The following is a 21,893-nucleotide window of genomic DNA, read 5'->3' as shown; positions in this document are numbered from 1 at the left end:
GGCCGGTGGCGACTGACGGCTGACCGGGTGTTGGCGGCCGTCTTCGTCGCGGTCGGCCTCCTGTTTCTCGCCGATCTGTTCTGGGGGCTGCTCATTTCGGGATCGATATCTTTCTCGCGGCTCGGCTCCCTCGTCTGGGACGGCGTGATGCGCGGCCTCGTGATCGGTCTCGCCGGTATCGGGCTCTCGATGACCTACAGTATTCTGAACTTCGCGAACTTCTCGCACGGCGACTACATCACCAGCGGCGCGTTCGCGGGTTGGGCGACGACCTACCTGCTCGCCGGGCTGGGACGGGCCGACGTCGGGTCACTCCTCCTCGTCGGCGCCGGCGGCTCCGTCCTCGGCGGCGCCCTCGGCATCGGCGTGACGACCACGCCCGTCGCGGTCGTCGCCGGCATCGTCGTCGCCGGCGTCGCCACGGTCCTGTTGGCGCTGGCGCTCGACCGCGTCGTCTACGAACCGATCCGCTCCGAGAGCGGGATCACCCTCCTCATCACGAGCATCGGCGTCGCCTTCGCTCTCCGGTATCTGATCCAGTTCGTCTTCGGCTCCGACGTCCGCGGGACGACCGCCGCGGGCGCGATCCCACAGATATCGCTGTACTTCGTCGACGGCGCGGTCCGGATCGACGCCCACGACGTCACGCTCCTCGCGGTCACCGCGGGGCTGATGCTCGGCGTCCACCTCCTGCTCCAGACGACGAAACTCGGTAAGGCGATGCGGGCGATGTCCGACGACGAGGACCTGGCCCGCATCACCGGTATCCCGACCGAACGGGTCGTCCGCGCCACGTGGATCATCGGCGGTGGCCTCACCGGCGTCGCCGGGTACGTGTTCGTCCTCTGGAAGGGGACCCTCGGGTTCAACGACGGCTGGTTGCTCCTGCTTCTGATCTTCGCCGCGGTCATCCTCGGCGGCATCGGCTCCATCTACGGCGCCATCGCCGGCGGCCTCGTCATCGGCGTCACGGCCTCGGTCTCGGTGCTCTGGATCCCCTCCGCGTTCTCCCGTGCGGCCGCCTTCGTCGTCATGATCGTCATTCTCCTGGCCCGTCCCCAGGGCCTGTTTTCCGGGAGGTCGACCGCATGAGTACCGCCGACTCCGCCCGCCGACTCTGGGAGGCGGACGCGGTCAAGCTCCTCGTCGTCATCCTGGCAATCTACGCCGCCTATCTCCTGAGCGGCCTCGTCCTCGGTTACAGCCTCCGCGGACAGCTGAACTCCCTCGCCTCGCTCACCTTCTACATCGGCGTCTTCGCCACCCTCGCACTCGCTTTGAACCTCCACTGGGGGTACACCGGCCTGTTCAACATCGGCGTCGTCGGGTTCATGGCCGTCGGCATCTACGTGATGGCCTTCGTCTCGAAGCCCCTCTACGGCTCCGGGGGTGCGGCACAGGTCGGCGGCCTCGGACTGCCCATCCCGGTCGGCATCCTGGCCGGGATGACCGCTGCCGCCCTCCTCGGGTTCGTCGTCGCACTCCCCGCGCTCCGCCTGCGGGCCGACTACCTCGCCATCGTCACCATCGCCATGTCCGAAATCGTCCGCTTTACGTTCCTCTCCTCGACGTTCCAGCGGTTCCAGTTCCCCTACACGCTCGCCGGCGACACGACACGGGTCGGCTTCGGCGGCGGCAGCGGGCTCATCCTCGATTTCCCCGATCCCCTCCTGACGCTGATCGACGCCCTCGGCCTCGCCGGCGTCTACGGCGGCCTCGTTTCCCTCGTCGGCACCGTCGTCCCGAACAACCCCGACCCGATCGTCCACAGCCTCGTCTACGGGGTCGTCCTCCTCGGGGTCGTCGCCGGCTTCTTCTGGCTCCTGAAACGGACCGGCGAATCCCCGTTCGGGCGCGTGCTGAAGGCCATCCGGGAGGACGAGGACGTGGCCCGCGCCCTCGGCAAGAACACCGGTCGGTTCAAGATCACGTCGTTCATGCTCGGCTGTGCGCTCATGGGCCTGGTCGGTATCCTCTGGTTGATGGGACAGGGTGCCGTCACGCCCAACTTCTTCCGGCCGCGGCTCACCTTCTTCGTCTGGATCGCACTCATCATCGGCGGCGCGGGCTCGAACACCGGGAGCGTCATCGGCGGCGCCGTCTTCGCGGCCGTCCTCTATCAGGGGCCGCTCTACTTCCAGAACCTCGTCACGAGCGTCTTCCAGCCCGGCGACGCCCCGGGGAGTTTCGGCCCGGCGGTCGCGCCGCTCGTCGCGAACCTGGATCCCGTTCCCTTCCTGCTCTACACGCTCGACTCCGTGCGTCAGCTCCAGCTCGTGGTCATGGGCGTCGTGTTGATCTGGCTGATGCACAACCGCCCCGAGGGGATGCTCGGCCACCGGAAGGAGACGGCCGCTGCCATCCCGCTGATGGGTCGGGCGGGTGGGGGCGAGGGTGGCGACGGTGGTCGCTCCGAGGCCGACGCCGTCGCCACCGATCCGACGCCCGCGGGCGACGCGAGCGGGGGCGAGACGGATGAGTGACGCCGCCGACGGTGCTGGCGACGAGGGTCGCTCGCGCCCCGAGGTGACCGACACGCCGCTCCGGGTCGAGGGGCTGTCCAAACGCTTCGGCGGGATCACCGCCGTCGACGGCGCCACCTTCGAGGTGGAGCGTGGCACCCTCACCGGTCTCATCGGGCCGAACGGCGCCGGCAAGTCGACGACGTTCAACCTGATCACCGGGATGCTCACGCCCGACGCCGGCACGGTCACCTTCGACGGCGAGGATATCACCGGGCTCGAACCGTACGAGATCGCCGATCGCGGCCTCGTGCGGACGTTCCAGATCGCCCGCGAACTCCAGGAGATGACGGTCCTCGAGAACATGATGCTCGCGCCGAAGGGACAGCGCGGCGAGCGGCTCTGGCGGTCGGTCCTCCCCGTCGCCCGCAGGGACGTCGTCGACCAGGAGACCGAACTACTGGAGCGGGTGTGGGAGATCCTAGAGTTCTTCGAGATCGAACACCTCGCCGAGGAGTACGCGGGTAACCTCTCGGGCGGCCAGCGCAAACTGCTGGAGATGGCGCGTGCACTGTTGACCGATCCGGACGTCCTGCTCCTCGACGAACCCTTCGCGGGGGTCAACCCCACGCTCGAACGCCGACTGCTCGATCACATCCACGAACTTCGGGACCGGGGCTACACGTTCCTGCTCGTGGAACACGACATGGACCTCATCATGGAGAACTGCCGCCACGTGATCGTGATGCACCAGGGCCGGATCCTGACAGAGGGGACGCCTGCGGAGGTCAAACGCGACGAGGCGGTCATCGAGGCGTACCTGGGAGGTGACGTATGAGCGCCGACGCGGAGGTGGACGCCGACACGGCCGCCGACGATCTGCTCGTCGTCCAGGACCTCGATGCGGGCTACGGCGACCTCCAGATCCTCGACGGCGTCGACCTCGCCGTCGGCGACGGGGAGTACGTCACGGTCGTCGGGCCGAACGGCGCCGGCAAGTCGACGGTGATGAAGTCCGTCTTCGGCCTCACCACACATATGGGCGGGTCGGTTCGGTTCGACGACACGGACATCACCGGGCTCGACCCCGAGGAGATCATCTACGAGGGGATCGGGTACGTGCCACAGTCGGACAACGTCTTCGCCTCGCTCTCGGTCCGGGAGAACCTGGAGATGGGGGCGTACATCCTCGACGACGTCCCCGAGGAGCGGTTCGAGGCGGTGTTCGAGCGCTTCCCGATCCTCGAGGAGCGATCGACCCAGACCGCGGGTACGCTGAGCGGCGGGCAGCGACAGATGCTCGCGATGGGGCGGGCGCTGATGCTCGATCCGGAACTCCTCCTCCTCGACGAGCCGAGCGCGGGGCTGGCGCCGGATCTGGTCGACGAGATGTTCGACCGCATCGACGAGATCAACGACGCGGGGACCGCGATCCTGATGGTCGAGCAGAACGCGAAGGAGGCGCTCCGTCGGTGCGACCGGGGCTACGTCCTCGCCAACGGGACGAACCGCTTTACCGGCGACGGGCGGACGCTCCTCGACGACGAGGAGGTGCGCCGGGAGTTCCTCGGCGGTTAGCTCGACAGGGCCGTCTCGATGACCGAAGAGTACGACGACTCGCCGATGTTGAACGCCACCTGATCCGTGACCGTCCCGCCGAAGGTGTCCTCGAACACCCCGGTGAACCGCTCGGAGAGTTGCTGGCCGTAGTCGTTGTTGACGTAGAGCGTCGCGGCCGTCGAGTTGCCCAGTCGTTCGGAAGCCACCTGTGCCATCACGCGCCCCTGCAACTGGTCGGACGGGGCCGTCCGGAAGATGTAGTCGTCGTCCTCGAGGTTGGTGACCGAGAGCGCCGTACTGGAGGGCGAACAGCCGACGATCTGGTTGGGGATGAACACCTCCTGTGAGACGGGGACGTTCACGCCCGAGGACGCCGACCCACAGACGCTCGGCATCCCGGCGTTGACGAGCGACTCGGCCGCCGTGACGCCGGACGACGGCGACGTCTGGGTGTCCTCGACCTGGGCGTTGACTTCGAGGTCGAGATCCGAGTCGTTGACCTGTCGGGCCGGCAACTGCGCCGCCTGGATCATGGGGCCACCCACGGAGGCGAGGTCGCCCGTCTCCGGCAGGAGGATGCCGACGTCGATGGTCCGTCCCATCCCGCCCGGGCCGCTGTCGGCGCTCGGCCCGCCGCCCTCGGGGTTCTCGCCCTCGAAGTTCTGGACCTCGATCCGACTCGTGCCCTCGGTGTCGGCGCCCTCGAACTCCCAGATGGAGTAGGCCGCCGAGGCGGGGTCGCCCGCCTCGTCGAAGTTCGTCGCGCTGGAGGCTCCTTGGTAGTTGATGTCGTCGCCGTTGGCGGCCGCTTCGACGGCGTCGAGGAAGTTCTGGGGGCCGTACTCGTCGCCCCCGGGGTTGGCAATCCGGCGCATCTGATCGCGGACGGCCGTGCCGTCGTTCTCGCCCGCCGCCGCGTTGGCGAGGATCTGGATCGCGACCGAGTCGTACGACTGGGAGGTGAACACACCCGGCGACTCGCCGTACTGTTCCTGGAACAGCGAGTTGAACGCCTCCTGGTTCGGGCCACCGGCGGCGGGCGCCGTCCCGATGACGTTCTCCATGTCGTTGCCGACCTGGCCGGGCATGGTGCCGTCGCGGAGGCCGTCGGGAACCAGGATGTCGTGGTCGCCGCTCGCCATCGAGTAGTAGTCCCGGAACAGTTGGATCCCGCTCTCGGGGTAGCCGATGACGACGAGCATCTCCGGGCCGCCGCCGTCACCGCCGTTTCCACCGCCGCCGATGCATCCCGCGAGACCGAGGGTCCCGGCCGTTCCGGTCCCGACGAGGAACTCGCGCCGTCCGATATCGTGTACCATACCCACAGTAACGCTCGGATAATTTATAAAAGCTTCCGAGAACCGTGTGCAGTCGGTCGGCTGCCGGGCCGGCCCCGCTCAGGCGTCGCCCACGAACTCCTCGGCGCCCTCGTAGAACCAGTGGCCGTTCTCGCGCATCGCCGTCCCGAGAGCGCGGTGGAGCTCCGTGAAGTCGTCGAACTCGTCCGCCTCGACGTTCTCGAAGATATCGCGCACGGAGACGACCGTCTCGAAGTCGATCCGGACGGGGTCGTCGCCGTACTCCGCGACGAACGACGCGACGTCGAGCGGGAAGTCCTCCTCCTCGTCTACCTTCTTCGCGATGACGGCGTGACCGTACTTGCGCCGGCCCTCGCTTCCCTCCTCGCCGTCGGGGTCGTGTGGCCAATCCATACCGGCCCCTGGGACGGGCGGCCCAAAGCCGTTACGTTCGGTCCGGTCGCCGAGGGCGGGTCACCACGGCGTGAACCGGTGTACCTCGCGGGCGTGTTCGAGAAGCTCCTCCGTCGAGTCGAACGTCTCGCCACACCCGCACCGGTGCAACGACGCCGAGGTCGACCCCTGTGTCGACATGGATATCCCTACGCCCGCCGGGTATATAATTATTGTTCATGTTGTTTGGTGGCGTGTGTCGGGGGGAACGGTCACACGGGCCGCGGTCCTCGGTGGGGTTCGCGAGACTGCGGTGGGAGTCCCGCGAGCGAGGTACCCGAGCGAGCGGGACAGCAGCGACTGGTCGAGACGAGCGCCGCGAGTCGAGGGAATCCGGTGGGACTGGGATTCGAACCACGGTCGTTTCGCTCACGTTCGTTCGCTCCACTCCCTGATTCGAATCCCAGCGGCCGCTCTCCGCTCACTAGCGTTCGCGGAGAAGCGGTGGGACTGGGATTCGAACCCAGGAAGCCGTGAGGCTACCTGCTTTCAAGGCAGGCGCAATAGGCCGCTCTGCCATCCCACCACGGTCGGCCGTTCGGCATCGTCCCGCTAAGGCCTGTCGGTCCCCGGTCGTCAGTCCCGGGCTAGCCGCGGTTCGCCGTCGTCGTGGACGACCCGGAGACCCGTTCGATCGATGAAGGCGGCGGTGTTCGCGGGGACGATCCGTTCGGCCGCGACCCGCGCGTTCAACGCCGGCACCACGTCGAGGAGGTCAGTTCCCGTCTCGACGACGGGCTGAATCGGCAGGAAGTCCACCTCGTGGCCGGCCGCCCGGCTGCGGTCGGTCACCGTCTCCAACGCGGGCGCCGCGAAGGCGTCGGCGAAGTCGATCGGTTCGGTGAAGCCGGCGTAGTAGGTCCGACCGCGAGTCGACACGCCGAGGACGGCCTCCGCGCGCCGGAGCTTCATGGCCGCGTTGTCGACGAGCGTACGGGTGAGAAACGGCGCCGTCGGCTCGACGACGGCCGCCGAGGTGACTCCCTCCTCGCGGAGGAGGTGCGTAATCGTGTTGCCCGCGCGGGCGTCGAACGTCGACCCCACCTGGGGCTCGAACCGCACCTCGCCGGGGTCGTCGAGCGCCGCGGCGGCGAGCGCCCGCACCTCCGCCGCGGCCGCCGTGTCGGTGACGTGGTCCGCCGGCAGGAGTTCGTCGGGTCGGTAGTTGACGAGCAGGTCGGCCCCCGATTCGGAGACGGCGACGAGGACGTCCCGGAGCATCGCGGCGTAACACTCCGCGGCCTCCGCCTCGGTCAACGGACTCGTCGCCGCGAGGTCGGTGGCGACCAATCCCTCACGAGGAGGGGCCGCCATGACGGCGATGGTGGTCATGTCACCCGCTCGTGGCGGCGTGGCCTTGAACGCGCCGGTCCGGTGACGACCGGCTCGTACTGTTTACCGTAAGTTCTTACCGGTGGTTCGCCGGAACAGTTCGGCGAACCACCGGTAAACGGTTACAGTAATCCGTATCAGTCGCGGGCGCCGCTCCGGCCTTTCGTCTGTCGGTAATCGCGTCCGAGGACCGACTCGGCGACGTGTTCGACGAACGCTTCGGTCTGCGCGTCGGTCTGGTCGTCGAGCGCCCGCATGGGCACGAGTTCGAACCCGCGGCCCCGGATCGTCGTCGCGTGACACGCCTCGACGTCCAGCGATTCGGCGTCCCGCGTCGTGTGTTCGACCGCCACCTCCCGGAGCGCGAGTTCGCCGACCGGGACGATGATCTCCGGGTTGATCATGCGCAGGTCCGCGGTCAGGTAGGGGTCGCAGGTGCCGACTTCCTCGCTCGTCGGCCCGCGGTCGGGGTGACGACAGCGCGTGAGGTAGGTGAGATACGCGCCGTCGAGTTCGGGTTCGGCGGCGTCCGGCGGCGAGTTCGAGAACCCGAGTTCGCCGAGGATCCGCTGGAGGCGACGGCCGGCGCCGTCGCCGGTGAAGGGGACGCCGGTTCGGTCCGCGCCCGGTCCCGGACGCCCACCGACGAACATGAAGTCCGCCGCGACGTCGCCGTACCCGTGGACGACGTTCGTTCGCACGTCACAGAGGTTCGGACAGTTCCGACAGTCGGTGTCCATGCCGAACGGGTTGTCGGGGTCTTCCTGTGCTGGGTTCACACGCCGTTCTCGCGCCCCGGACACAAAAGCGGTCGGCCGGGGTTGGTGCGGCGGCTCGTCCCGTCGACGGCCCTCAGGTGTCCGAGACGCGGCGACGGTTGACCACGCCGACGTTGTTGGCGACGTCCTCGGTGATGACACGGAAGGCGTCGGCGGTCGGATTGTCCTCCTTCAGAACCATCGGCTCGCCGCCGGTTCTGATCTCGGGGTCGAGGGGGACGCCGCCGAGGTAGGGGAGCTTGTTCGCCTCGGCGAGGCCGCGGCCGCCGCCGGAGCCGAACACGTCGTGTTCCCCGCCGCAGTCCGGACAGACGAACGAGCTCATGTTCTCGATCAGACCGAGAACGTTGGTGTCGTGGCGGCCGAACATCCGGATCCCCTTGCGGGCGTCGTCGACGGCCACCTCCTCGGGCGTCGTGACGATGACCGCGCCCGTGAGCGGGAGGGTCTGGAGGATGGTGAGCTGCGTGTCGCCCGTCCCCGGGGGCAAATCGAGGACGAGGTAGTCGAGCTCGCCCCACTGGACGTCCTCGACGAGTTGGGTGAGCACCTGGTGGACCATCGGGCCGCGCCAGATCACCGGGTCGTCCTCGCCGACCATGAACGCCATGCTGATGAGTTTCACCCCGTAGCGCTCGGGCGGGATGATGGTGTCGTCGTCGGTCGCAGTCGGCGGATCCTCGGAGTCGAGCATCCGTGGCACGTTCGGGCCGTAGACGTCGGTGTCGAACAGGCCGACGCGGGCGCCGAGTTTCGACAGGCCGGCCGCGAGGTTCACCGCGACCGTCGATTTGCCGACGCCGCCCTTGCCGGAGGCGACGGCGACGACGTTTTTCACGCCCGGCAACACTTCGTCGTCCCGGAGTTCGGCCGGCCGCTTCGCCGTGAGTTCCACGTCCAGTCCGGCGTCGGCGAGCACCTCGCGGACGTCGGCGGCGATGGCGCTCTCCGTCGGGGCGTAGGGCGCCCCGAGCGCCAGCGACACCTTGGCGGTCCCGGCCTCGACGGCCACGCCGTTGACCAGTCCCAGCGACACGATGTCGTCGCCGAGATCTGGGTCCTCGACCCGGCCGAGCAGCTCCCGTACGTCGGCTTCGTCCATGCGGTAGCCTCGGCGTGAACGTCGGATAAGGGTTTTGTCGACCTCCCCTCGGTGAAACCGAGGATGCGAACTCGGGCGACGGTATGTAACTGAATGCGGTTACACTACCCCCGATAAAACGTCTCCATTTAAGCCTCTCCGGACGAACTATCGGGTAGAATGCTGGAGGACGACTTCGGGCGCGAGGTTTCGGGCGTGCGCGTCTCGCTCACCGACCGCTGTAACTTCGACTGTGTCTACTGTCACAACGAGGGGCTCGGGGACACCCGGGGTCCGATGGATCCACAGGACGACGAGATGTCGACGGACGACGTCGTCCGGTTCCTCGAGGTCGCCGCGGAGTTCGACGTCGACAGCGTGAAGTTCACCGGCGGGGAGCCGATGCTCCGGGGCGACTTGGAGGAGATCATCCGCCGGACTCCCGACTCGATGGAGGTGTCGATGACCACCAACGGGACCTACCTGCCCGGGCGGGCGCCGGACCTGGTCGACGCCGGTCTCGAACGGGTCAACGTCTCCCAGGACGCTCTCGATCCCGACGCCTTCGCCGAGATCACGAAATCCGGCGCCTACGACAAGGTGATGGAGGGCGTCGAGGCGGCCCTCGACGCGGGGCTCGACCCCGTCAAACTGAACATGGTCGTCTTCGAGCACACCGCGGGCTACGTCGAGGACATGGTCGAGCACGTCGCCGAGAACGACGGCCTCCAGCTCCAGTTGATCGAGTACATGCCCGAACTCACCGGCAAGCCCGAGTGGAACATCGACATCGGGCGCGTCCACGACTGGCTGGCCGATATCGCCGACGAGATCGAACACCGCGAGATGCACGACCGGAAACGCTACTGGGTGAGCGGAACGGATCCGGACGGCCCGACCGCCCCGCCGGCCGAGCGTGGCATGGTCGAGATCGTCGACCCCGTCGAGAACCCGACGTTCTGTGCCAACTGCCACCGCGTCCGCGTCACCCACGAGGGTTACCTCAAGGGCTGTCTCAACCGTAACGACGACCTCCGGTCGATGGGCGAGATGACGAAAGCGGAGATCCGGGAGACGTTCCGGGAGACGGTGGCCAACCGCGTCCCCTACTACGGCGAGTACATGGTCAAGAACGACAGCGGCGAGTGGGAAGTCAACGACGAATACCTCGGCACGCCGACGGTCTGAGCCGCTCGCCCCGCGGACGCGTCCGCCGACCGCCCGTGTAACCGCGCCCCACGCCCCCTTCCTTTCGTGATGTTTAAGTACCGTCCCCGGGTTGATCCGAGTGCATACGCTGCAGGGGCGTCCGGCCCCGAGTCCGAGTAGGGCGACGATACGAACACGAACGCAGGTGTTGCGGTAGCCAAGCCTGGCCCAAGGCGCAGGGTTGCTAACTCTGTGGCGTCAAGCCTCCGGGGTTCGAATCCCCGCCGCAACGCTCGCACCCAGATATCCATGAGTGCAGAAGAACCACAGGACGGCTCCCCCGAGGACGACGAAGACCTTCGGTACTTCGTCCGAATCGGACAGACCGACCTCGACGGGACGAAGGCCGTCGAGCGGAGCCTCACCGACATGAACGGCATCGGCAAGCGCACGGCGCGCATCGTCGCCGACGCGGCCGACGTGGATCGAACCGCCACGCTCGGGCGCCTCGACGACGACGAAATCGACCGCATTATCGGGGTCGTGGAGAACTTCGGCGACGAAGTCCCGGAGTGGATGGTGAACCGCCGGAACGACTTCTACACCGGCGAGAGCAGCCATCGAGTCGGCTCCAACCTCAGTCAGACGCGCACGCAGGACATCAACCGGATGAAGATGATCGACTCCTACCGTGGCGTCCGACACAAGCGCGGACAGAAGGTGCGCGGCCAGCGGACGAAGTCCACCGGCCGCACCGAAGGCACCATCGGCGTCAACGTCGAGGCCATCAAGGAAGACATGGCCGAAGAGGAAGCTGCGGAGGAAGACGAAGCATGACGACCGGTAAGAACACCAAGTTCTACGAGACGCCGAACCACCCGTACCAGGGCGAACGCATCGCCGAGGAGGCGGACCTCCTCGGGCGCTACGGCCTGAAGAACAAACAGGAGTTCTGGCGCGCCCAGTCCGAACTGCGCGAGATGCGCCGCGAGGCGCGACGACTGCTCGGCGACGCCCAGGGCGACGTCGAGGTGGCGGCCGAGGCCGGCAGCGAGTTCGTCGCCCGGCTCCAGCGACTCGGCATCCTCGACGAGCAGGACGACATCAGCGACGTCCTCTCGCTCGAAGTGACCGACCTGCTCGAACGACGGCTGCAGACGGTCGTCTACCGGAAGGGGCTGGCAAACACGCCCCAGCAGGCCCGCCAGTTCGTCAGCCACGGACACGTCACGGTCGACGGCGCCCGCGTGCGGACGCCCTCGAAGAAGGTGGAGGTCGACGAGCAGCCGACCGTCGCCTTCGACGAGAACAGTCCGCTGGCCGACGACCTGCACCCCGAACGCGCGGAGGCCCAGGAATGAGCGCCGAAGAACCGCAGGACAAGTGGGGCATCGCCCACGTCCACGCGTCGTTCAACAACACGCTCATCACGATCACCGACCAGACCGGCGCGGAGACGCTCGCCAAATCCAGCGGCGGGACGGTCGTGAAACAGAACCGCGACGAGGCGTCGCCGTACGCGGCCATGCAGATGGCCGAAGTGGTCGCCGAGGAGGCCCTCGCGGCCGGCCTCGAGGGCGTCCACGTTCGCGTCCGTGGCCCCGGCGGCAACGGCAACAAGTCCCCCGGGCCGGGCGCACAGGCGACGATCCGTGCGCTCGCCCGTGCCGGCCTGGAGATCGGCCGCATCGAGGACGTGACGCCGATGCCGCACGACGGCACTCGCGCGCCGAAAAACAGCCGCCTCTAACATCATGGTAGCCGACTTCGAGGTCGAGTTCATCGAACGCGACGATCGGAACGCACGCTTTCTCGTCAGGGGCGCGTCGCCGGCCTTCGCCAACGGCATCCGCCGGGCGATGATCGCCGACGTGCCGACCTTCTCGATCGACACCGTCCGGTTCGTCGAGAACTCGTCCGTGATGTTCGACGAGATGATCGGTCTCCGACTGGGACTGGTGCCGCTGACGACCCCCCTCGACGACTTCGAGGTGGGCGAGACGGTGACGCTTGCCCTGGACGTCGAGGGCCCGGCGACGGCCTACTCGGGCGACATCGAGACGTCCGACGCCATGGTCGAACCCGCCGACGACAACATCCCGATCATCGAGCTCAAAGAGCAACAGCGGATCGAACTCGAGGCGGACGCCGTCCTCGATACGGGCCGCGAACACGCCAAACATCAGGGCGGCGTGGCTGTCGGCTACCGCCACCTCCAGCGCGTCGAGGTCGTCGGCGACGCCGGCGAGTTCGACGAACAGGAGCCGAACATCCTTCGCGGGGTCATCGAGACCGAGGACGGCGAACTCGTCGCGACCGACGAGTTCGATCACGACCTCACCAACCGATACCCCGGCAAGGAACTGGAGGTACACGACGTGCCCGACGCCTTCGTCTTCCACGTGGAGACGGACGGGTCGTTCAGCGTCGAGGAACTGGTCACGCGCGCCGCCGAATCGATCGGCGCCCGCGCGGCGGAACTAGAGACGAAAGTCGCAGTCTGAGACCCCACGATGCCCCGAACACCACCTTCGACGTCCGCACCCGCGCCGACGGCCACGGCCACGAGCGCCGTGGCCCGGCGGGGTACGGGAATCGAAACTGGTTTGAAGGGGCGACCGATACTGCGACATGCGTGCAGGGATAGCCAAGTCAGGCCAACGGCGCAGCGTTCAGGGCGCTGTCCCATAGGGGTCCGCAGGTTCAAATCCTGCTCCCTGCACTCCCTTCTGGAGGTAGACAATGAGTAAGACCAATCCGAGACTCAATAGTCTCATCGCCGAGTTGAAGGCGGTCTCTCGCGAGTCCGGTGCCGGTGTCTGGCAGGACGTCGCGGACCGCCTGGAGAAGCCACGGCGCACCCACGCGGAGGTCAACCTCGGGCAGATCGAACGGTACGCCCGCGAAGAGGAGACCGTCGTCGTTCCCGGTAAGGTGCTGGGAAGCGGTGTGCTCGAAAAGAACGTCACCGTCGCGGCCGTCGACTTCTCGTCGACGGCGCGACGGAAGATCGAACAGGTCGGGGCGGCCGAGCGACTGGAACACGTCGCCGAGTCGAACCCCGAGGGCTCCAACGTCCGGGTGATTCGATGAGCCTCGCCGAGTTCGACGCCGACGTGGTCGTCGACGCGCGGGACTGCATCATGGGCCGGGTCGCCAGCGAGGTGGCCCAGTGCGCCCTCGCCGGCGAGACGGTCGCCGTCATCAACGCCGAGGACGCGGTCATCACCGGCAACGAGGAGTCCACGATGGAGACCTACCGCAAGCGTGCGGAGCTGGGCTCCGACAGCGGGCCGTACTACCCAAAGCGGCCGGACCGCATCTTCAAGCGGTCGATCCGCGGAATGTTGCCCTACAAGAAGCCGCGCGGTCGCGAGGCGTTCGAGAACGTCCGCGTCTACGTCGGCAACCCCTTCGACGAGGACGGCGACGTGCTCGAGGGTACGTCGCTGGATCGCCTCTCGAACATCAAATTCGTCTCCCTCGGAGACGTCTCCGAACAACTGGGTGCGAACGTCACATGGTAACCAACACGAGCGGCAAGAAGAAGACGGCCGTCGCCCGCGCCACGGTGCGCGAGGGCGAGGGTCGCGTGCGCATCAACTCCCAACCCGTCGAACTGGTCGAACCGGACCTCTCGAAGCTGAAGATGCTGGAGCCGTTCCGCATCGCCGGCGACGACCTCCGCGATACGGTCGACATCGACGTGAGCGTCTCCGGCGGCGGCTTCGCCGGCCAGGCGGACGCCGTGCGGACCGCCATCGCCCGCGGGCTGGTGCAACATCACAACGACGCCGAACTCCGCGACGCGTTCATGGAGTTCGACCGGTCGCTGCTGGTCAACGACGTTCGCCAGTCCGAACCCAAGAAGTGGGGCGGTCCCGGTGCGCGGGCCCGCTACCAGAAGTCCTACCGCTGAGGTGATCCACCCATGATGATCCCAGTCCGGTGTTTCACGTGCGGGAAGGTCATCGGCGAGCACTGGGAGGAGTACCAGGCTCGCCTCGACGAGGGTGAGGACCCCGCCGAGGTGCTCGACGACTTGGGCGTGAGCCGACACTGCTGTCGGCGCATGTTCGTCTCGCACAAGGACCTGGTCGACGTCGTCTCCCCCTACCAATGAGTCAGGGACGCTACAACCGATACGAGAAGGCACGCATCCTCGGGGCGCGAGCCCTGCAGGTGTCCTACGGCGCGCCGGTGCTCGTCGAGACGGAGCAAAGCGAGCCGATCCTCGTCGCGGCCGAGGAGTACGACGCCGGGGTGCTCCCCTTCACGGTCAGGCGGGAGGGCAAATGACGCTGATTCGCTCGGTGAGCCTGCGTCGGATCCTCGATTCGCGGGGCAACCCGACCGTCGAGGCGGACGTGTTGACCGACTCCGGCGGGTTCGGACGTGCGGCTGCACCGAGCGGTGCATCTACGGGCGAGTACGAGGCCATCGAACTCCCGCCGGGCGAGGCCATTGCGTCGGCCCGCCAGCACGCCGTCCCCCGTCTCGTGGACGAGGTCCACGCGGGCAACCAGCGGGAGGTCGACGCGGCCCTGCGCGGCGCGGACGGCACCGACGACTTCTCGACGGTCGGCGCCAACAGCGCCGTCGCCATCTCCATGGCGGCCGCGAAGGCCGGCGCCGACGTGCTTGGGGCACCGCTCTTCCAGCACCTCGGCGGGACCTTCCGCGGTGGCGACCTCCCGATTCCGCTGGGGAACGTCCTCGGCGGCGGCGAGCACGCCAAGGCAGCCACGCACATCCAGGAGTTCCTCGCCGTCCCGCACGGCGCGCCGAACGTCTCGGAGGCCGTCTTCGCCAACGCGGCGGTCCACGACCGGATCGGCGAGTTGCTCGACGAACGGGACGTGCCCGCCGGCAAGGGCGACGAGGGCGCGTGGGCGCCCGCGGTCACGGACGCCGAGGCGTTCGATATCGTGGCCGCCGCGACCGATGACGTCGCCGCGGACGTCGGCTTCGACGTAGCGGTCGGTCTCGACGTGGCGGCGTCGGAACTCTACGACGCCGAGAGCGAGGTCTACCGCTACGGCGACGTCGAGCGGACGCCCGACGAGCAGGTCGACTACATCGCCGACTTGGTCGACGAGTACGACCTCGCGTACGTCGAGGACCCGGTCGAGGAGGACGACTTCGACGGCTTCGCCGACCTGACCGACCGGGTCGGCGACCGGACGGTCCTGTGTGGCGACGACCTCTTCGTCACCAACGTCGAGCGGCTCCGTCGCGGGATCGACGAGGGGGCGGGCAACGCCATCCTCGTCAAGCCCAATCAGATCGGGACGCTCTCGGACGCCGTCGACGCGGTGGAGCTCGCGACCCGTAACGGGCTCGAGGCCGTCGTCTCGCATCGCTCGGGCGAAACCGAGGACACGACTATCGCACACCTCGCCGTGGCGACCGGCGCCCCCTTCATCAAGACGGGCACGGTCGGCGGCGAGCGAACCGCCAAGCTCAACGAACTCATCCGCATCGCGGAGGACGCTGTATGACTGACAACGACAACGAACTCGCCGACGTCGAGGACGAGGAGGCGGCCGACGAGGCGCCCGACCCCGACGCCGGTGCCGTGGAGACGGAGGAACCGACCGCCGAGGCGGCCGACGAGGCCCCCGAGGCAGAGACGGACGACGCCGAGGACGACGCCTCGCCGTTCGACGAGAACGTGATGCCCGACGACGAGGCCGACCTCCTCATCCCGGTCGAGGATTACCTCGGCGCGGGGGTTCACATCGGGACCCAGCAGAAGACCAAGGACATGGAGCGGTTCATCCATCGCGTCCGTGACGACGGGCTGTACGTGCTCGACGTGAGCCAGACCGACCGTCGCATCCGCACGGCCGCGGACTTCCTCGCGAACTACTCGCCCGAGCAGGTCCTCGTGACCTCCTCGCGCCAGTACGGTCGCTTCCCGGCCGAGAAGTTCGCGGAGGCCATCGGCGCCCGCGCTCGCACCGGGCGGTTCATCCCGGGGACGCTGACGAACCCGGACTACGACGGCTACATCGAGCCGGACGTGCTGGTCGTCACCGACCCCATCGGCGACTCGCAGGCGGTCAAGGAGGCCATCACGGTCGGCATCCCCGTCATCGCCATGTGCGACTCGAACAACCAGCTCAGCAACGTCGACCTCGTCATCCCGACGAACAACAAGGGTCGGCGCGCGCTGTCGGTCGTCTACTGGCTGCTCGCCAACGAGACGCTCGACCGCCGCGGCGCCGAGCCGGCCTACGCCCTCGACGACTTCGAGGCGGGCATCTAAGCCGCGACCGAGTCACTTTTCGGGACGTCACGGCTCACAGCGGCCGCTACGGAAGCGTTTTCACGCACCCACCGTACCGTCCGGTATGGACATCTTCCGGAGCGTGCGCACCGTCACCGGCGCCTCGGGGACGGGCTACGTCGACTGGTCGGCCGTCGCCGACGCGGCCAAGGACGGGACGGCGCCGGGCGAGTTGACGCTCACCGACGCCGAACGCGAGGGGTACGCGACCGACGTCCGCGACGCCCGCGACCGACTGCGTCGGCTGGGCGGCGTCGAGTTCGACCTGCCGGAGACCGTCGAGATACAGAACCGCCACCACTGGATCGACGCGAACGTCGACACCTTCCGGCGGGTGATGGCGCCGATGGAGGCCAAGGGACCGGAAGTCCTCCTTCCCGACGTCTCTCGGGTCGTCAACACTGGGACCTGTACCCTGTTGCTCGCCTTCCTCGGGCGGAACGTCCTCGGGCAGTACGACCCCCTCCTCCTCGCGGAGGCCGACCCCGCCGACCGCGAGCACTGCCTCTATTTCGTCCATCCGAACATCGTCTCGGTGGCGGACGACCTCGACGTCTCCCGCCCGCGGTTCCGGCGCTGGATCGCCTTCCACGAGGTGTCCCACGCCGCGGAGTTCGGCGCCGCGCCCTGGCTCTCGACGCACCTCGAAACCCGACTCGAACGCGGCATCGACGGCCTGGTCGCGGGGGACCTCGACCGCGAGGCCTTCCGGGAACTCGATACGGCCATGACCGCCGTCGAGGGGTACGCCGAGCTGTTGATGGACCGCGCCTTCGACGACGACTACGCGGACCTGCGGGCGAAACTCGACGCCCGCCGACAGGGTGGCGGTCCGGTCGCCCGGCTGGCCCGGCGCCTGCTCGGCCTCGGTCTGAAGCGCCGACAGTACGAGCGCGGCGCCGCCTTCTTCGAGGCCGTCGCCGACGCCCGGGGACTGACGGGTGCGAGCGCGGTGTGGGACCGCCCGGAGAACCTACCGACCGACGCCGAACTCGACGCCCCCGAGCGGTGGTTGGCACGGGTCGACGGGGCGTAGCCTCAGCGCCGCCGCGCCGATCGCCAGTCACGGCCGACCCGTCCGAGGTATCCGAGGAGGAGGCCGCCGACGAGGAGACCACCCAGGGTGGCGAGGAGCCCCTGTACCGGCGTCGCGCCCGCGGCGAGGGCGACGAATCCGCCAGAGACGCCGACCAGCGCGACGAAGCCGAGTTTGAGCCGCCGGGAGGCGGCTCGCCGGTCGTCCTCGGAGAGGCTCGGCCCGACCATCACCCGTCGACGTACGGCGTGCTCACGTGCATGCCGACGAACAGCCATTCCTCGTCCCGCGGTTCCAGCGTCCCGCTCCACCGGGTCGAGAGCGCGTACTCGTGGTCGGCCGCCCGGTCGGTCCAGGCCATGGACACCGAGTCCGAGAAGTAGGCGTGGCCGTCACGCTCCGTCACCCGGAGGTCACGGCTCTCGACGGTCCAGTCCTCGGTCGTTCGGGTCTGCTCGCGCAGGCCCTCGGCGACGGCGTCGTAGCCGACGAGTCGCTCGCCGACGCCGAACTTCACCACGTCCGGGCGTTCCGCGAAGTAGGGATAGAGCGGTTCACCCCGACGGAGCGCTTCGTAGTACTCGCGGATCGTCGCCGCGGCGTTCATGCGCGGACCGTCTCGCCGACGGCTGTTAACTCTTTCAGCCCCGACCGGCCGGACCCGGTCACGTCATCGGTCGACTTCGCCCATTATCGTATCGAGGCTACCGAGTGTCGCGATGAGGTCGGGCACGTACTCACCGTTGGACATCTCCGGAAGCGCCTGCAGGTTGGAGAACGACGGGCCTCGAATCTTGAACCGGGCGGGTTTCTCGGTGCCGTCGGCACGGATGTAGACGCCGAGTTCGCCTTTCGCGGCCTCGACGGCGCGGTAGATTTCGGCGTCGTCGTCCGGGCGGATGGTCCGCGGGACGTTCGACTGCACCCGCCGTTCGTCTTCCGGCCAGTCCTCCAGGCGGTCGACGCACTGCTCGATGATCTTCGCGGACTCCTCGATCTCGCGCAGGCGGACGAGCAACCGGGCGTAGTTGTCACGGCCGTCCTCGACGGCGACGTCCCAATCGAGTTCGTCGTAGTAGCCGTAGGGGTCGTCGCGGCGCAGGTCGTAGTCGATGCCCGACCCCCGGGCGACCGGGCCGGTACAGCCGTACTGCTTGGCCACCGCCGGTGGGAGGACGCCCGTATCGACGGTGCGAATCTGCAGGATTTCGTTGGCCGTGAGGAGGTCGTGATACTCCTCCAACCGTGTGGGGAGGTCGTCGAGGAACGCGCGAACCTGCTCGACGAACTCCACCCGGGGTTCGGGCAGATCCCAGGCGACCCCCCCGAGACGGAAGTAGTTGAACATCAGGCGCTGACCCGTCAGCTCTTCGAGGATGTTCTGCACCGACTCGCGGTCGTTGATGGCGTACATGAACGTGGCGGTGAAGTCACCGACGACGTCGAGGGCGTACGTTCCGACCGCGAGCAGGTGCGAGAGGATACGCGACAGTTCCGCACTCATCGTCCGGATGACCTGCGCGTACTCGGGGACGTCGATGTCCGCGAGGTCCTCCGCGGTCCGGGCGTAGGCCCACTCGTTCAGTAGTCCCCCGCCACCCCAGTCCCAGCGATCCGGATACGGCATGATCTGGTACCGGTACGTCCCCGACTGAGCCATCTGTTCCTCACACCGATGGATGTAGCCGATGTCCGGGTCCACGTCGACGACCTGTTCGCCGTCGAGGACGGTTTCGAGGTGCAACACGCCGTGGGTCGCCGGGTGATGGGGGCCGATGTTGAGAAACATCGTCTCCCCGCGTTGGTCGTCGTCGCCGACCGGATTCGCGTTCTCGTCGTAGCGGACGACCTGTGGCCGGTTCCGATCGTAGTCGCGGGAGAGCGGGTGACCCTGCCAGGTTTCGGGCAGGAGGATACGACGCAGGTCAGGGTGATCATCGTACTTGATGCCGACCAGATCGTAGGCCTCCCGCTCGTGCCAGTTCGCCGTCTCGTAGACCGAACTCCCGCTCTCGGAGACCGGCGACGACTTCGGTGCCGGGACGACGACGCTCACTTCGTCAGTGGGATCGTCGTACTTCCGGAGGTGATAGATGGTCTCGTAGCGGTTCTCGTACTCCTGGGCGGTGACACACGAACAGTGGTCGAATCCGGCCGCGCCCCGGAGCGTCGACAGCGCCGCCCGCACCTCGTCGGGACGCACGACGAACGCGGGTGCGTTCAGGTGGGTATCACGGCCGACCGTGTACGGGGAGAGCAGGTCGGCGAGGGATTCGTCGGTCGCTGACGATTCGAGCCGTGGTTCCGGGTTTCGTGCCGTCATAAGAGGGGGATCAGTTCGGCAGTTCGTCGTCCTCGGCCCCGGAGAACGTGGAGGGGCCGACGAACCGTGGAACGCGGGCGACGTAGCGACCGTATTCCTCGCCGAACTCGGCCCGCAGATGTGGTTCCTCGGCGCGCGGCAGAAGGAGGACCCAGCCGACGTGGACGGCGGCGAGGGCGGCGACGAGTGCCGAATCGACCGCGAGGCCGAATCCGATCACGCCGACGATCATGCCGAGGTACTGTGGGTTGCGCGTGTAGGCGTACGGGCCGCCGGTGTAGAGTTCACCCGTCACGCCCATCGTCTCCGCGGAGCGCATCGTCCGTGCGCCCCAGACGAAGACGGCGGTGCCACAGAGTCCGAAGCCGACTCCGACGGCGGCCACGGCCGGTGGGAGTCCCCACCCGTTCCAGTCGAGGACGGCCGTCGCGAGGAGGGCGACGTCGAAGACGCCCACGAGCGTCCAGTGGACGTAGTACGCCGGCGTCCGGTCGCCGGGCGGCCACCACTCGTGGTCGGTCAGGAGCGTTCCGAGCACCAGGACGTACACGCCGGCGGCCGACAGCAGTCCGGCCCCGAACGCGAGTCGGATCGGCGTCATGGATCGGCGTTGGGCGCGACGCCGGGAGTCGAAACTGCCTCGTGGATGAGGTTTTTTATTTATTGCCGTCCGAAGCCCGGGCGATGAAGTACGCCCGACTGCGGGTGCACCACGACCCCGAACGGCGTCACCCGATGCACTCCTTCGAGATGCATCACGACGACATCGAACGGGCGACGCTCCTCCACTGGAACACGGTCCTCGACGGGACGAACGCGATGGTGTTTCGGATCCGGGGCGACCCCGAGCCGTTCCGTGCGAAACTCGACGCGCGGGCGGCGACGGTGGCCTACGCCCTCACCGACCCGGTCGACGGCGTCTTCTACTGCTGTGTCCGCGACCGGGCGACGGATGCGGACCGGCGCTACATCGACGCCTTCGCCCGGGGGACGCTCGTCGTGGTGCCGCCGGTCGCGTTCGAACCGGACGGCACGACCCGGGTGACGCTGGTCGGGACGCCGGCCGACATCGACGCCGCCGTGGAAGCGTTGCCCGCGGGGATGCGGGCGACGGTGGAGTCGGTCGGCCCGTACCGCCGTCGGGCCGGGCCGTCGGGGCCACGACTCACCGACCGCCAACGCGAAGCCGTCGCGGCCGCCGTCGACTGCGGGTACTACGACTCGCCGCGCGAGGGGACGGTGGCGGACGTGGCCGCGGCGCTCGACGTCGCCCCGGGGACGGCGGCCGAACACCTGCGGAAGGCGGAGGCGACGCTGATGCGGCGGGCGGTCGGCGGGGCGACCGACGCGTGATCAGTACAGCAGTTCGTCGTCGTTCTCGACCATGTAGAGGGTGCGTGCCGCGACGTTGACGGCGTGGTCGCCGACGCGTTCGAGGTCGCGGATGGTGAGCAGGAGGCGGGAGACGTCCTGCATCAACGTCTCGATTTCGGCGTCGTCCTCGCTCTCCCCGAGGTAATCGCCTTCGATCAGGTCGCGGACGACGAGTTCGCTGGCGGCCTCGCACATCGCGTCCACCTCCTCGTCGCGGTCGGCGACATCGTAACACAGGTCGACGTCCTCGTCGGCGTAGGCGCTCATCGCGTCGTCGAGCATGTCGAGGGTCGCCCGTCCGATCCGTTGCATGTCGACGTCCGGGAAGAGGTCGCGTTCGGCGTCGAGCGTGTACCCGCCGAGGTTCACCGCGAGATCCGCGATGCGTTCGAGGTCGGTGATGATCTTGAACGAGGCGGCGATGAAGCGCAGGTCGCTCGCGACCGGCTGCTGGAGGGCGATGAGGTCGACACACTCCCCCTCCAGTTCGAGGTACATGTCGTTGATCTCGGCGTCGCCGTCGATCACCTCCCGGGCGATCCGTTCGTCCTTCCGTTCCAGGGCGTCGAGCCCCGTCCGCAACCGCTCCGCGACGACTTCGCTCATGTAGAGAACGTCGTCGCGGAGGTCCTCGAGCGACGACTGATAATCCGTTCGAGCCATACCAGTACACTCTCCTCGACCCCCCTAAGCGTTATCCCCCCGTCAATAGTCCTCTATGTAGGGCTATATAGCGGGCGGTGGACGACGATAG

At 67.9% G+C, this 21,893-nt stretch carries 28 protein-coding genes and 3 tRNA genes; 20 read left to right on the top strand and 11 right to left on the bottom strand.

The window, feature by feature from the left end:
• Positions 1-147 precede the first annotated feature (147 nt).
• Genes NO364_RS08780 through NO364_RS08765 form a run of 4 tightly spaced genes read left to right on the top strand, consistent with a single transcriptional unit; the run spans position 148 to position 4,040 of the window.
• Positions 148-1,092 (top strand): branched-chain amino acid ABC transporter permease, encoded by a 945-nt coding sequence (locus NO364_RS08780; protein ID WP_157691039.1) that lies wholly within the window; start codon positions 148-150, stop codon positions 1,090-1,092.
• On the top strand, positions 1,089-2,483 hold the full coding sequence (locus NO364_RS08775; RefSeq protein ID WP_257629100.1) for a branched-chain amino acid ABC transporter permease: 1,395 nt from the start codon (positions 1,089-1,091) through the stop codon (positions 2,481-2,483). Before NO364_RS08780 ends, NO364_RS08775 begins: the two co-directional genes overlap by 4 nt.
• Complete coding sequence (locus NO364_RS08770) at positions 2,476-3,300, top strand: ABC transporter ATP-binding protein (RefSeq protein WP_157687853.1); 825 nt, start codon at positions 2,476-2,478, stop codon at positions 3,298-3,300. The genes NO364_RS08775 and NO364_RS08770 overlap by 8 nt, the downstream gene beginning before the upstream one ends.
• Positions 3,297-4,040: an ABC transporter ATP-binding protein gene (locus NO364_RS08765; RefSeq protein WP_257629099.1), complete on the top strand. Its 744-nt coding sequence runs from the start codon at positions 3,297-3,299 to the stop codon at positions 4,038-4,040. Before NO364_RS08770 ends, NO364_RS08765 begins: the two co-directional genes overlap by 4 nt.
• On the opposite strand, the gene NO364_RS08760 is transcribed toward NO364_RS08765, so the two are convergent.
• The 6 genes from NO364_RS08760 to NO364_RS08735 all read right to left on the bottom strand — a co-directional run bounded on the left by NO364_RS08760 (position 4,037) and on the right by NO364_RS08735 (position 8,986).
• Positions 4,037-5,341 (bottom strand): ABC transporter substrate-binding protein, encoded by a 1,305-nt coding sequence (locus NO364_RS08760; RefSeq protein WP_157687855.1) that lies wholly within the window; start codon positions 5,339-5,341, stop codon positions 4,037-4,039. The genes NO364_RS08765 and NO364_RS08760 overlap by 4 nt on opposite strands.
• A gap of 78 nt (positions 5,342-5,419) precedes the next feature.
• Entirely contained in the window at positions 5,420-5,734 is a 315-nt protein-coding gene (locus NO364_RS08755; protein ID WP_157687856.1) for a DUF5785 family protein, read from the bottom strand.
• Positions 5,735-6,215: 481 nt separating this feature from the next.
• Positions 6,216-6,299 (bottom strand) — tRNA-Ser (locus tag NO364_RS08750).
• 50 nt (positions 6,300-6,349) lie between these two features.
• Positions 6,350-7,105, bottom strand: coding sequence for a DUF2064 domain-containing protein (locus NO364_RS08745; RefSeq protein WP_157687857.1), 756 nt, complete (start codon positions 7,103-7,105; stop codon positions 6,350-6,352).
• A gap of 137 nt (positions 7,106-7,242) precedes the next feature.
• Positions 7,243-7,884: a uracil-DNA glycosylase gene (locus tag NO364_RS08740; RefSeq protein WP_394352056.1), complete on the bottom strand. Its 642-nt coding sequence runs from the start codon at positions 7,882-7,884 to the stop codon at positions 7,243-7,245.
• Between the two features lie 73 nt (positions 7,885-7,957).
• Complete coding sequence (locus NO364_RS08735) at positions 7,958-8,986, bottom strand: Mrp/NBP35 family ATP-binding protein (protein WP_157687858.1); 1,029 nt, start codon at positions 8,984-8,986, stop codon at positions 7,958-7,960.
• 159 nt (positions 8,987-9,145) lie between these two features.
• Here NO364_RS08735 and moaA point away from each other — a divergent pair, with 159 nt between their 5' ends.
• The 15 genes from moaA to NO364_RS08660 all read left to right on the top strand — a co-directional run bounded on the left by moaA (position 9,146) and on the right by NO364_RS08660 (position 17,442).
• The gene (gene moaA / locus NO364_RS08730; RefSeq protein WP_257629098.1) at positions 9,146-10,153 is read left to right on the top strand and encodes a GTP 3',8-cyclase MoaA; all 1,008 of its coding nucleotides are present in this window, start codon (positions 9,146-9,148) and stop codon (positions 10,151-10,153) included.
• A 168-nt stretch (positions 10,154-10,321) separates the two neighbouring features.
• A tRNA-Ser gene (locus tag NO364_RS08725) sits at positions 10,322-10,406 on the top strand.
• Positions 10,407-10,423: 17 nt separating this feature from the next.
• The gene (locus NO364_RS08720; RefSeq protein WP_157687860.1) at positions 10,424-10,951 is read left to right on the top strand and encodes a 30S ribosomal protein S13; all 528 of its coding nucleotides are present in this window, start codon (positions 10,424-10,426) and stop codon (positions 10,949-10,951) included.
• A complete protein-coding gene (locus tag NO364_RS08715) occupies positions 10,948-11,475 on the top strand; it encodes a 30S ribosomal protein S4 (protein WP_157687861.1) in 528 nt (175 codons plus the stop codon). Before NO364_RS08720 ends, NO364_RS08715 begins: the two co-directional genes overlap by 4 nt.
• Positions 11,472-11,864 (top strand): 30S ribosomal protein S11, encoded by a 393-nt coding sequence (locus tag NO364_RS08710; protein ID WP_157687862.1) that lies wholly within the window; start codon positions 11,472-11,474, stop codon positions 11,862-11,864. The genes NO364_RS08715 and NO364_RS08710 overlap by 4 nt, the downstream gene beginning before the upstream one ends.
• Positions 11,865-11,868: 4 nt before the next feature.
• Positions 11,869-12,618, top strand: coding sequence for a DNA-directed RNA polymerase subunit D (locus NO364_RS08705; RefSeq protein ID WP_157687863.1), 750 nt, complete (start codon positions 11,869-11,871; stop codon positions 12,616-12,618).
• Between the two features lie 133 nt (positions 12,619-12,751).
• Positions 12,752-12,836 (top strand) — tRNA-Leu (locus NO364_RS08700).
• A 20-nt stretch (positions 12,837-12,856) separates the two neighbouring features.
• Complete coding sequence (locus NO364_RS08695) at positions 12,857-13,207, top strand: 50S ribosomal protein L18e (RefSeq protein ID WP_157687864.1); 351 nt, start codon at positions 12,857-12,859, stop codon at positions 13,205-13,207.
• The gene (locus NO364_RS08690) at positions 13,204-13,641 is read left to right on the top strand and encodes a 50S ribosomal protein L13 (RefSeq protein ID WP_257629097.1); all 438 of its coding nucleotides are present in this window, start codon (positions 13,204-13,206) and stop codon (positions 13,639-13,641) included. The genes NO364_RS08695 and NO364_RS08690 overlap by 4 nt, the downstream gene beginning before the upstream one ends.
• On the top strand, positions 13,635-14,033 hold the full coding sequence (locus tag NO364_RS08685) for a 30S ribosomal protein S9 (RefSeq protein ID WP_157687866.1): 399 nt from the start codon (positions 13,635-13,637) through the stop codon (positions 14,031-14,033). Before NO364_RS08690 ends, NO364_RS08685 begins: the two co-directional genes overlap by 7 nt.
• A gap of 12 nt (positions 14,034-14,045) precedes the next feature.
• Positions 14,046-14,237 (top strand): DNA-directed RNA polymerase subunit N, encoded by a 192-nt coding sequence (locus NO364_RS08680; protein ID WP_157687867.1) that lies wholly within the window; start codon positions 14,046-14,048, stop codon positions 14,235-14,237.
• Complete coding sequence (locus NO364_RS08675; protein WP_049936586.1) at positions 14,234-14,413, top strand: DNA-directed RNA polymerase subunit K; 180 nt, start codon at positions 14,234-14,236, stop codon at positions 14,411-14,413. The genes NO364_RS08680 and NO364_RS08675 overlap by 4 nt, the downstream gene beginning before the upstream one ends.
• Positions 14,410-15,615 carry a phosphopyruvate hydratase gene (gene eno / locus NO364_RS08670; RefSeq protein ID WP_257629096.1) on the top strand — a complete coding sequence of 402 codons (1,206 nt, stop codon included), beginning with the start codon at positions 14,410-14,412 and terminating at the stop codon, positions 15,613-15,615. Before NO364_RS08675 ends, eno begins: the two co-directional genes overlap by 4 nt.
• Positions 15,612-16,385 carry a 30S ribosomal protein S2 gene (rpsB, locus tag NO364_RS08665; RefSeq protein ID WP_157687869.1) on the top strand — a complete coding sequence of 258 codons (774 nt, stop codon included), beginning with the start codon at positions 15,612-15,614 and terminating at the stop codon, positions 16,383-16,385. Before eno ends, rpsB begins: the two co-directional genes overlap by 4 nt.
• Before the next feature lie 85 nt (positions 16,386-16,470).
• Positions 16,471-17,442, top strand: a complete 972-nt coding sequence (locus NO364_RS08660; RefSeq protein WP_157687870.1) for a zinc-dependent metalloprotease — start codon at positions 16,471-16,473, stop codon at positions 17,440-17,442.
• A 2-nt stretch (positions 17,443-17,444) separates the two neighbouring features.
• Here NO364_RS08660 and NO364_RS08655 read toward each other — a convergent pair whose 3' ends face one another.
• The 4 genes from NO364_RS08655 to NO364_RS08640 form a co-directional block, all read right to left on the bottom strand.
• Positions 17,445-17,672 carry a hypothetical protein gene (locus NO364_RS08655; protein WP_157687871.1) on the bottom strand — a complete coding sequence of 76 codons (228 nt, stop codon included), beginning with the start codon at positions 17,670-17,672 and terminating at the stop codon, positions 17,445-17,447.
• Complete coding sequence (locus tag NO364_RS08650; protein ID WP_157687872.1) at positions 17,672-18,049, bottom strand: nuclear transport factor 2 family protein; 378 nt, start codon at positions 18,047-18,049, stop codon at positions 17,672-17,674. Before NO364_RS08650 ends, NO364_RS08655 begins: the two co-directional genes overlap by 1 nt.
• Before the next feature lie 63 nt (positions 18,050-18,112).
• Entirely contained in the window at positions 18,113-19,765 is a 1,653-nt protein-coding gene (locus tag NO364_RS08645; protein WP_257629095.1) for an NADH-quinone oxidoreductase subunit D, read from the bottom strand.
• 10 nt (positions 19,766-19,775) lie between these two features.
• Positions 19,776-20,366, bottom strand: coding sequence for a methyltransferase family protein (locus tag NO364_RS08640; protein WP_257629094.1), 591 nt, complete (start codon positions 20,364-20,366; stop codon positions 19,776-19,778).
• Between the two features lie 83 nt (positions 20,367-20,449).
• On the opposite strand from NO364_RS08640, the gene NO364_RS08635 reads away from it, so the two are divergent.
• A complete protein-coding gene (locus NO364_RS08635; RefSeq protein WP_157687875.1) occupies positions 20,450-21,118 on the top strand; it encodes a helix-turn-helix domain-containing protein in 669 nt (222 codons plus the stop codon).
• On the opposite strand, the gene phoU is transcribed toward NO364_RS08635, so the two are convergent.
• A complete protein-coding gene (gene phoU, locus NO364_RS08630) occupies positions 21,119-21,802 on the bottom strand; it encodes a phosphate signaling complex protein PhoU (protein WP_157687876.1) in 684 nt (227 codons plus the stop codon).
• Between the last annotated feature and the right edge of the window lie 91 nt (positions 21,803-21,893).

The sequence above is a fragment of the Haloplanus salinarum genome (assembly GCF_024498175.1).
Taxonomy (GTDB): Archaea; Halobacteriota; Halobacteria; order Halobacteriales; family Haloferacaceae; genus Haloplanus; species Haloplanus salinarum.
The sequence above is the reverse complement of the archived record's forward strand: the minus strand, read 5'-3'. Positions and strand labels throughout refer to the sequence as shown.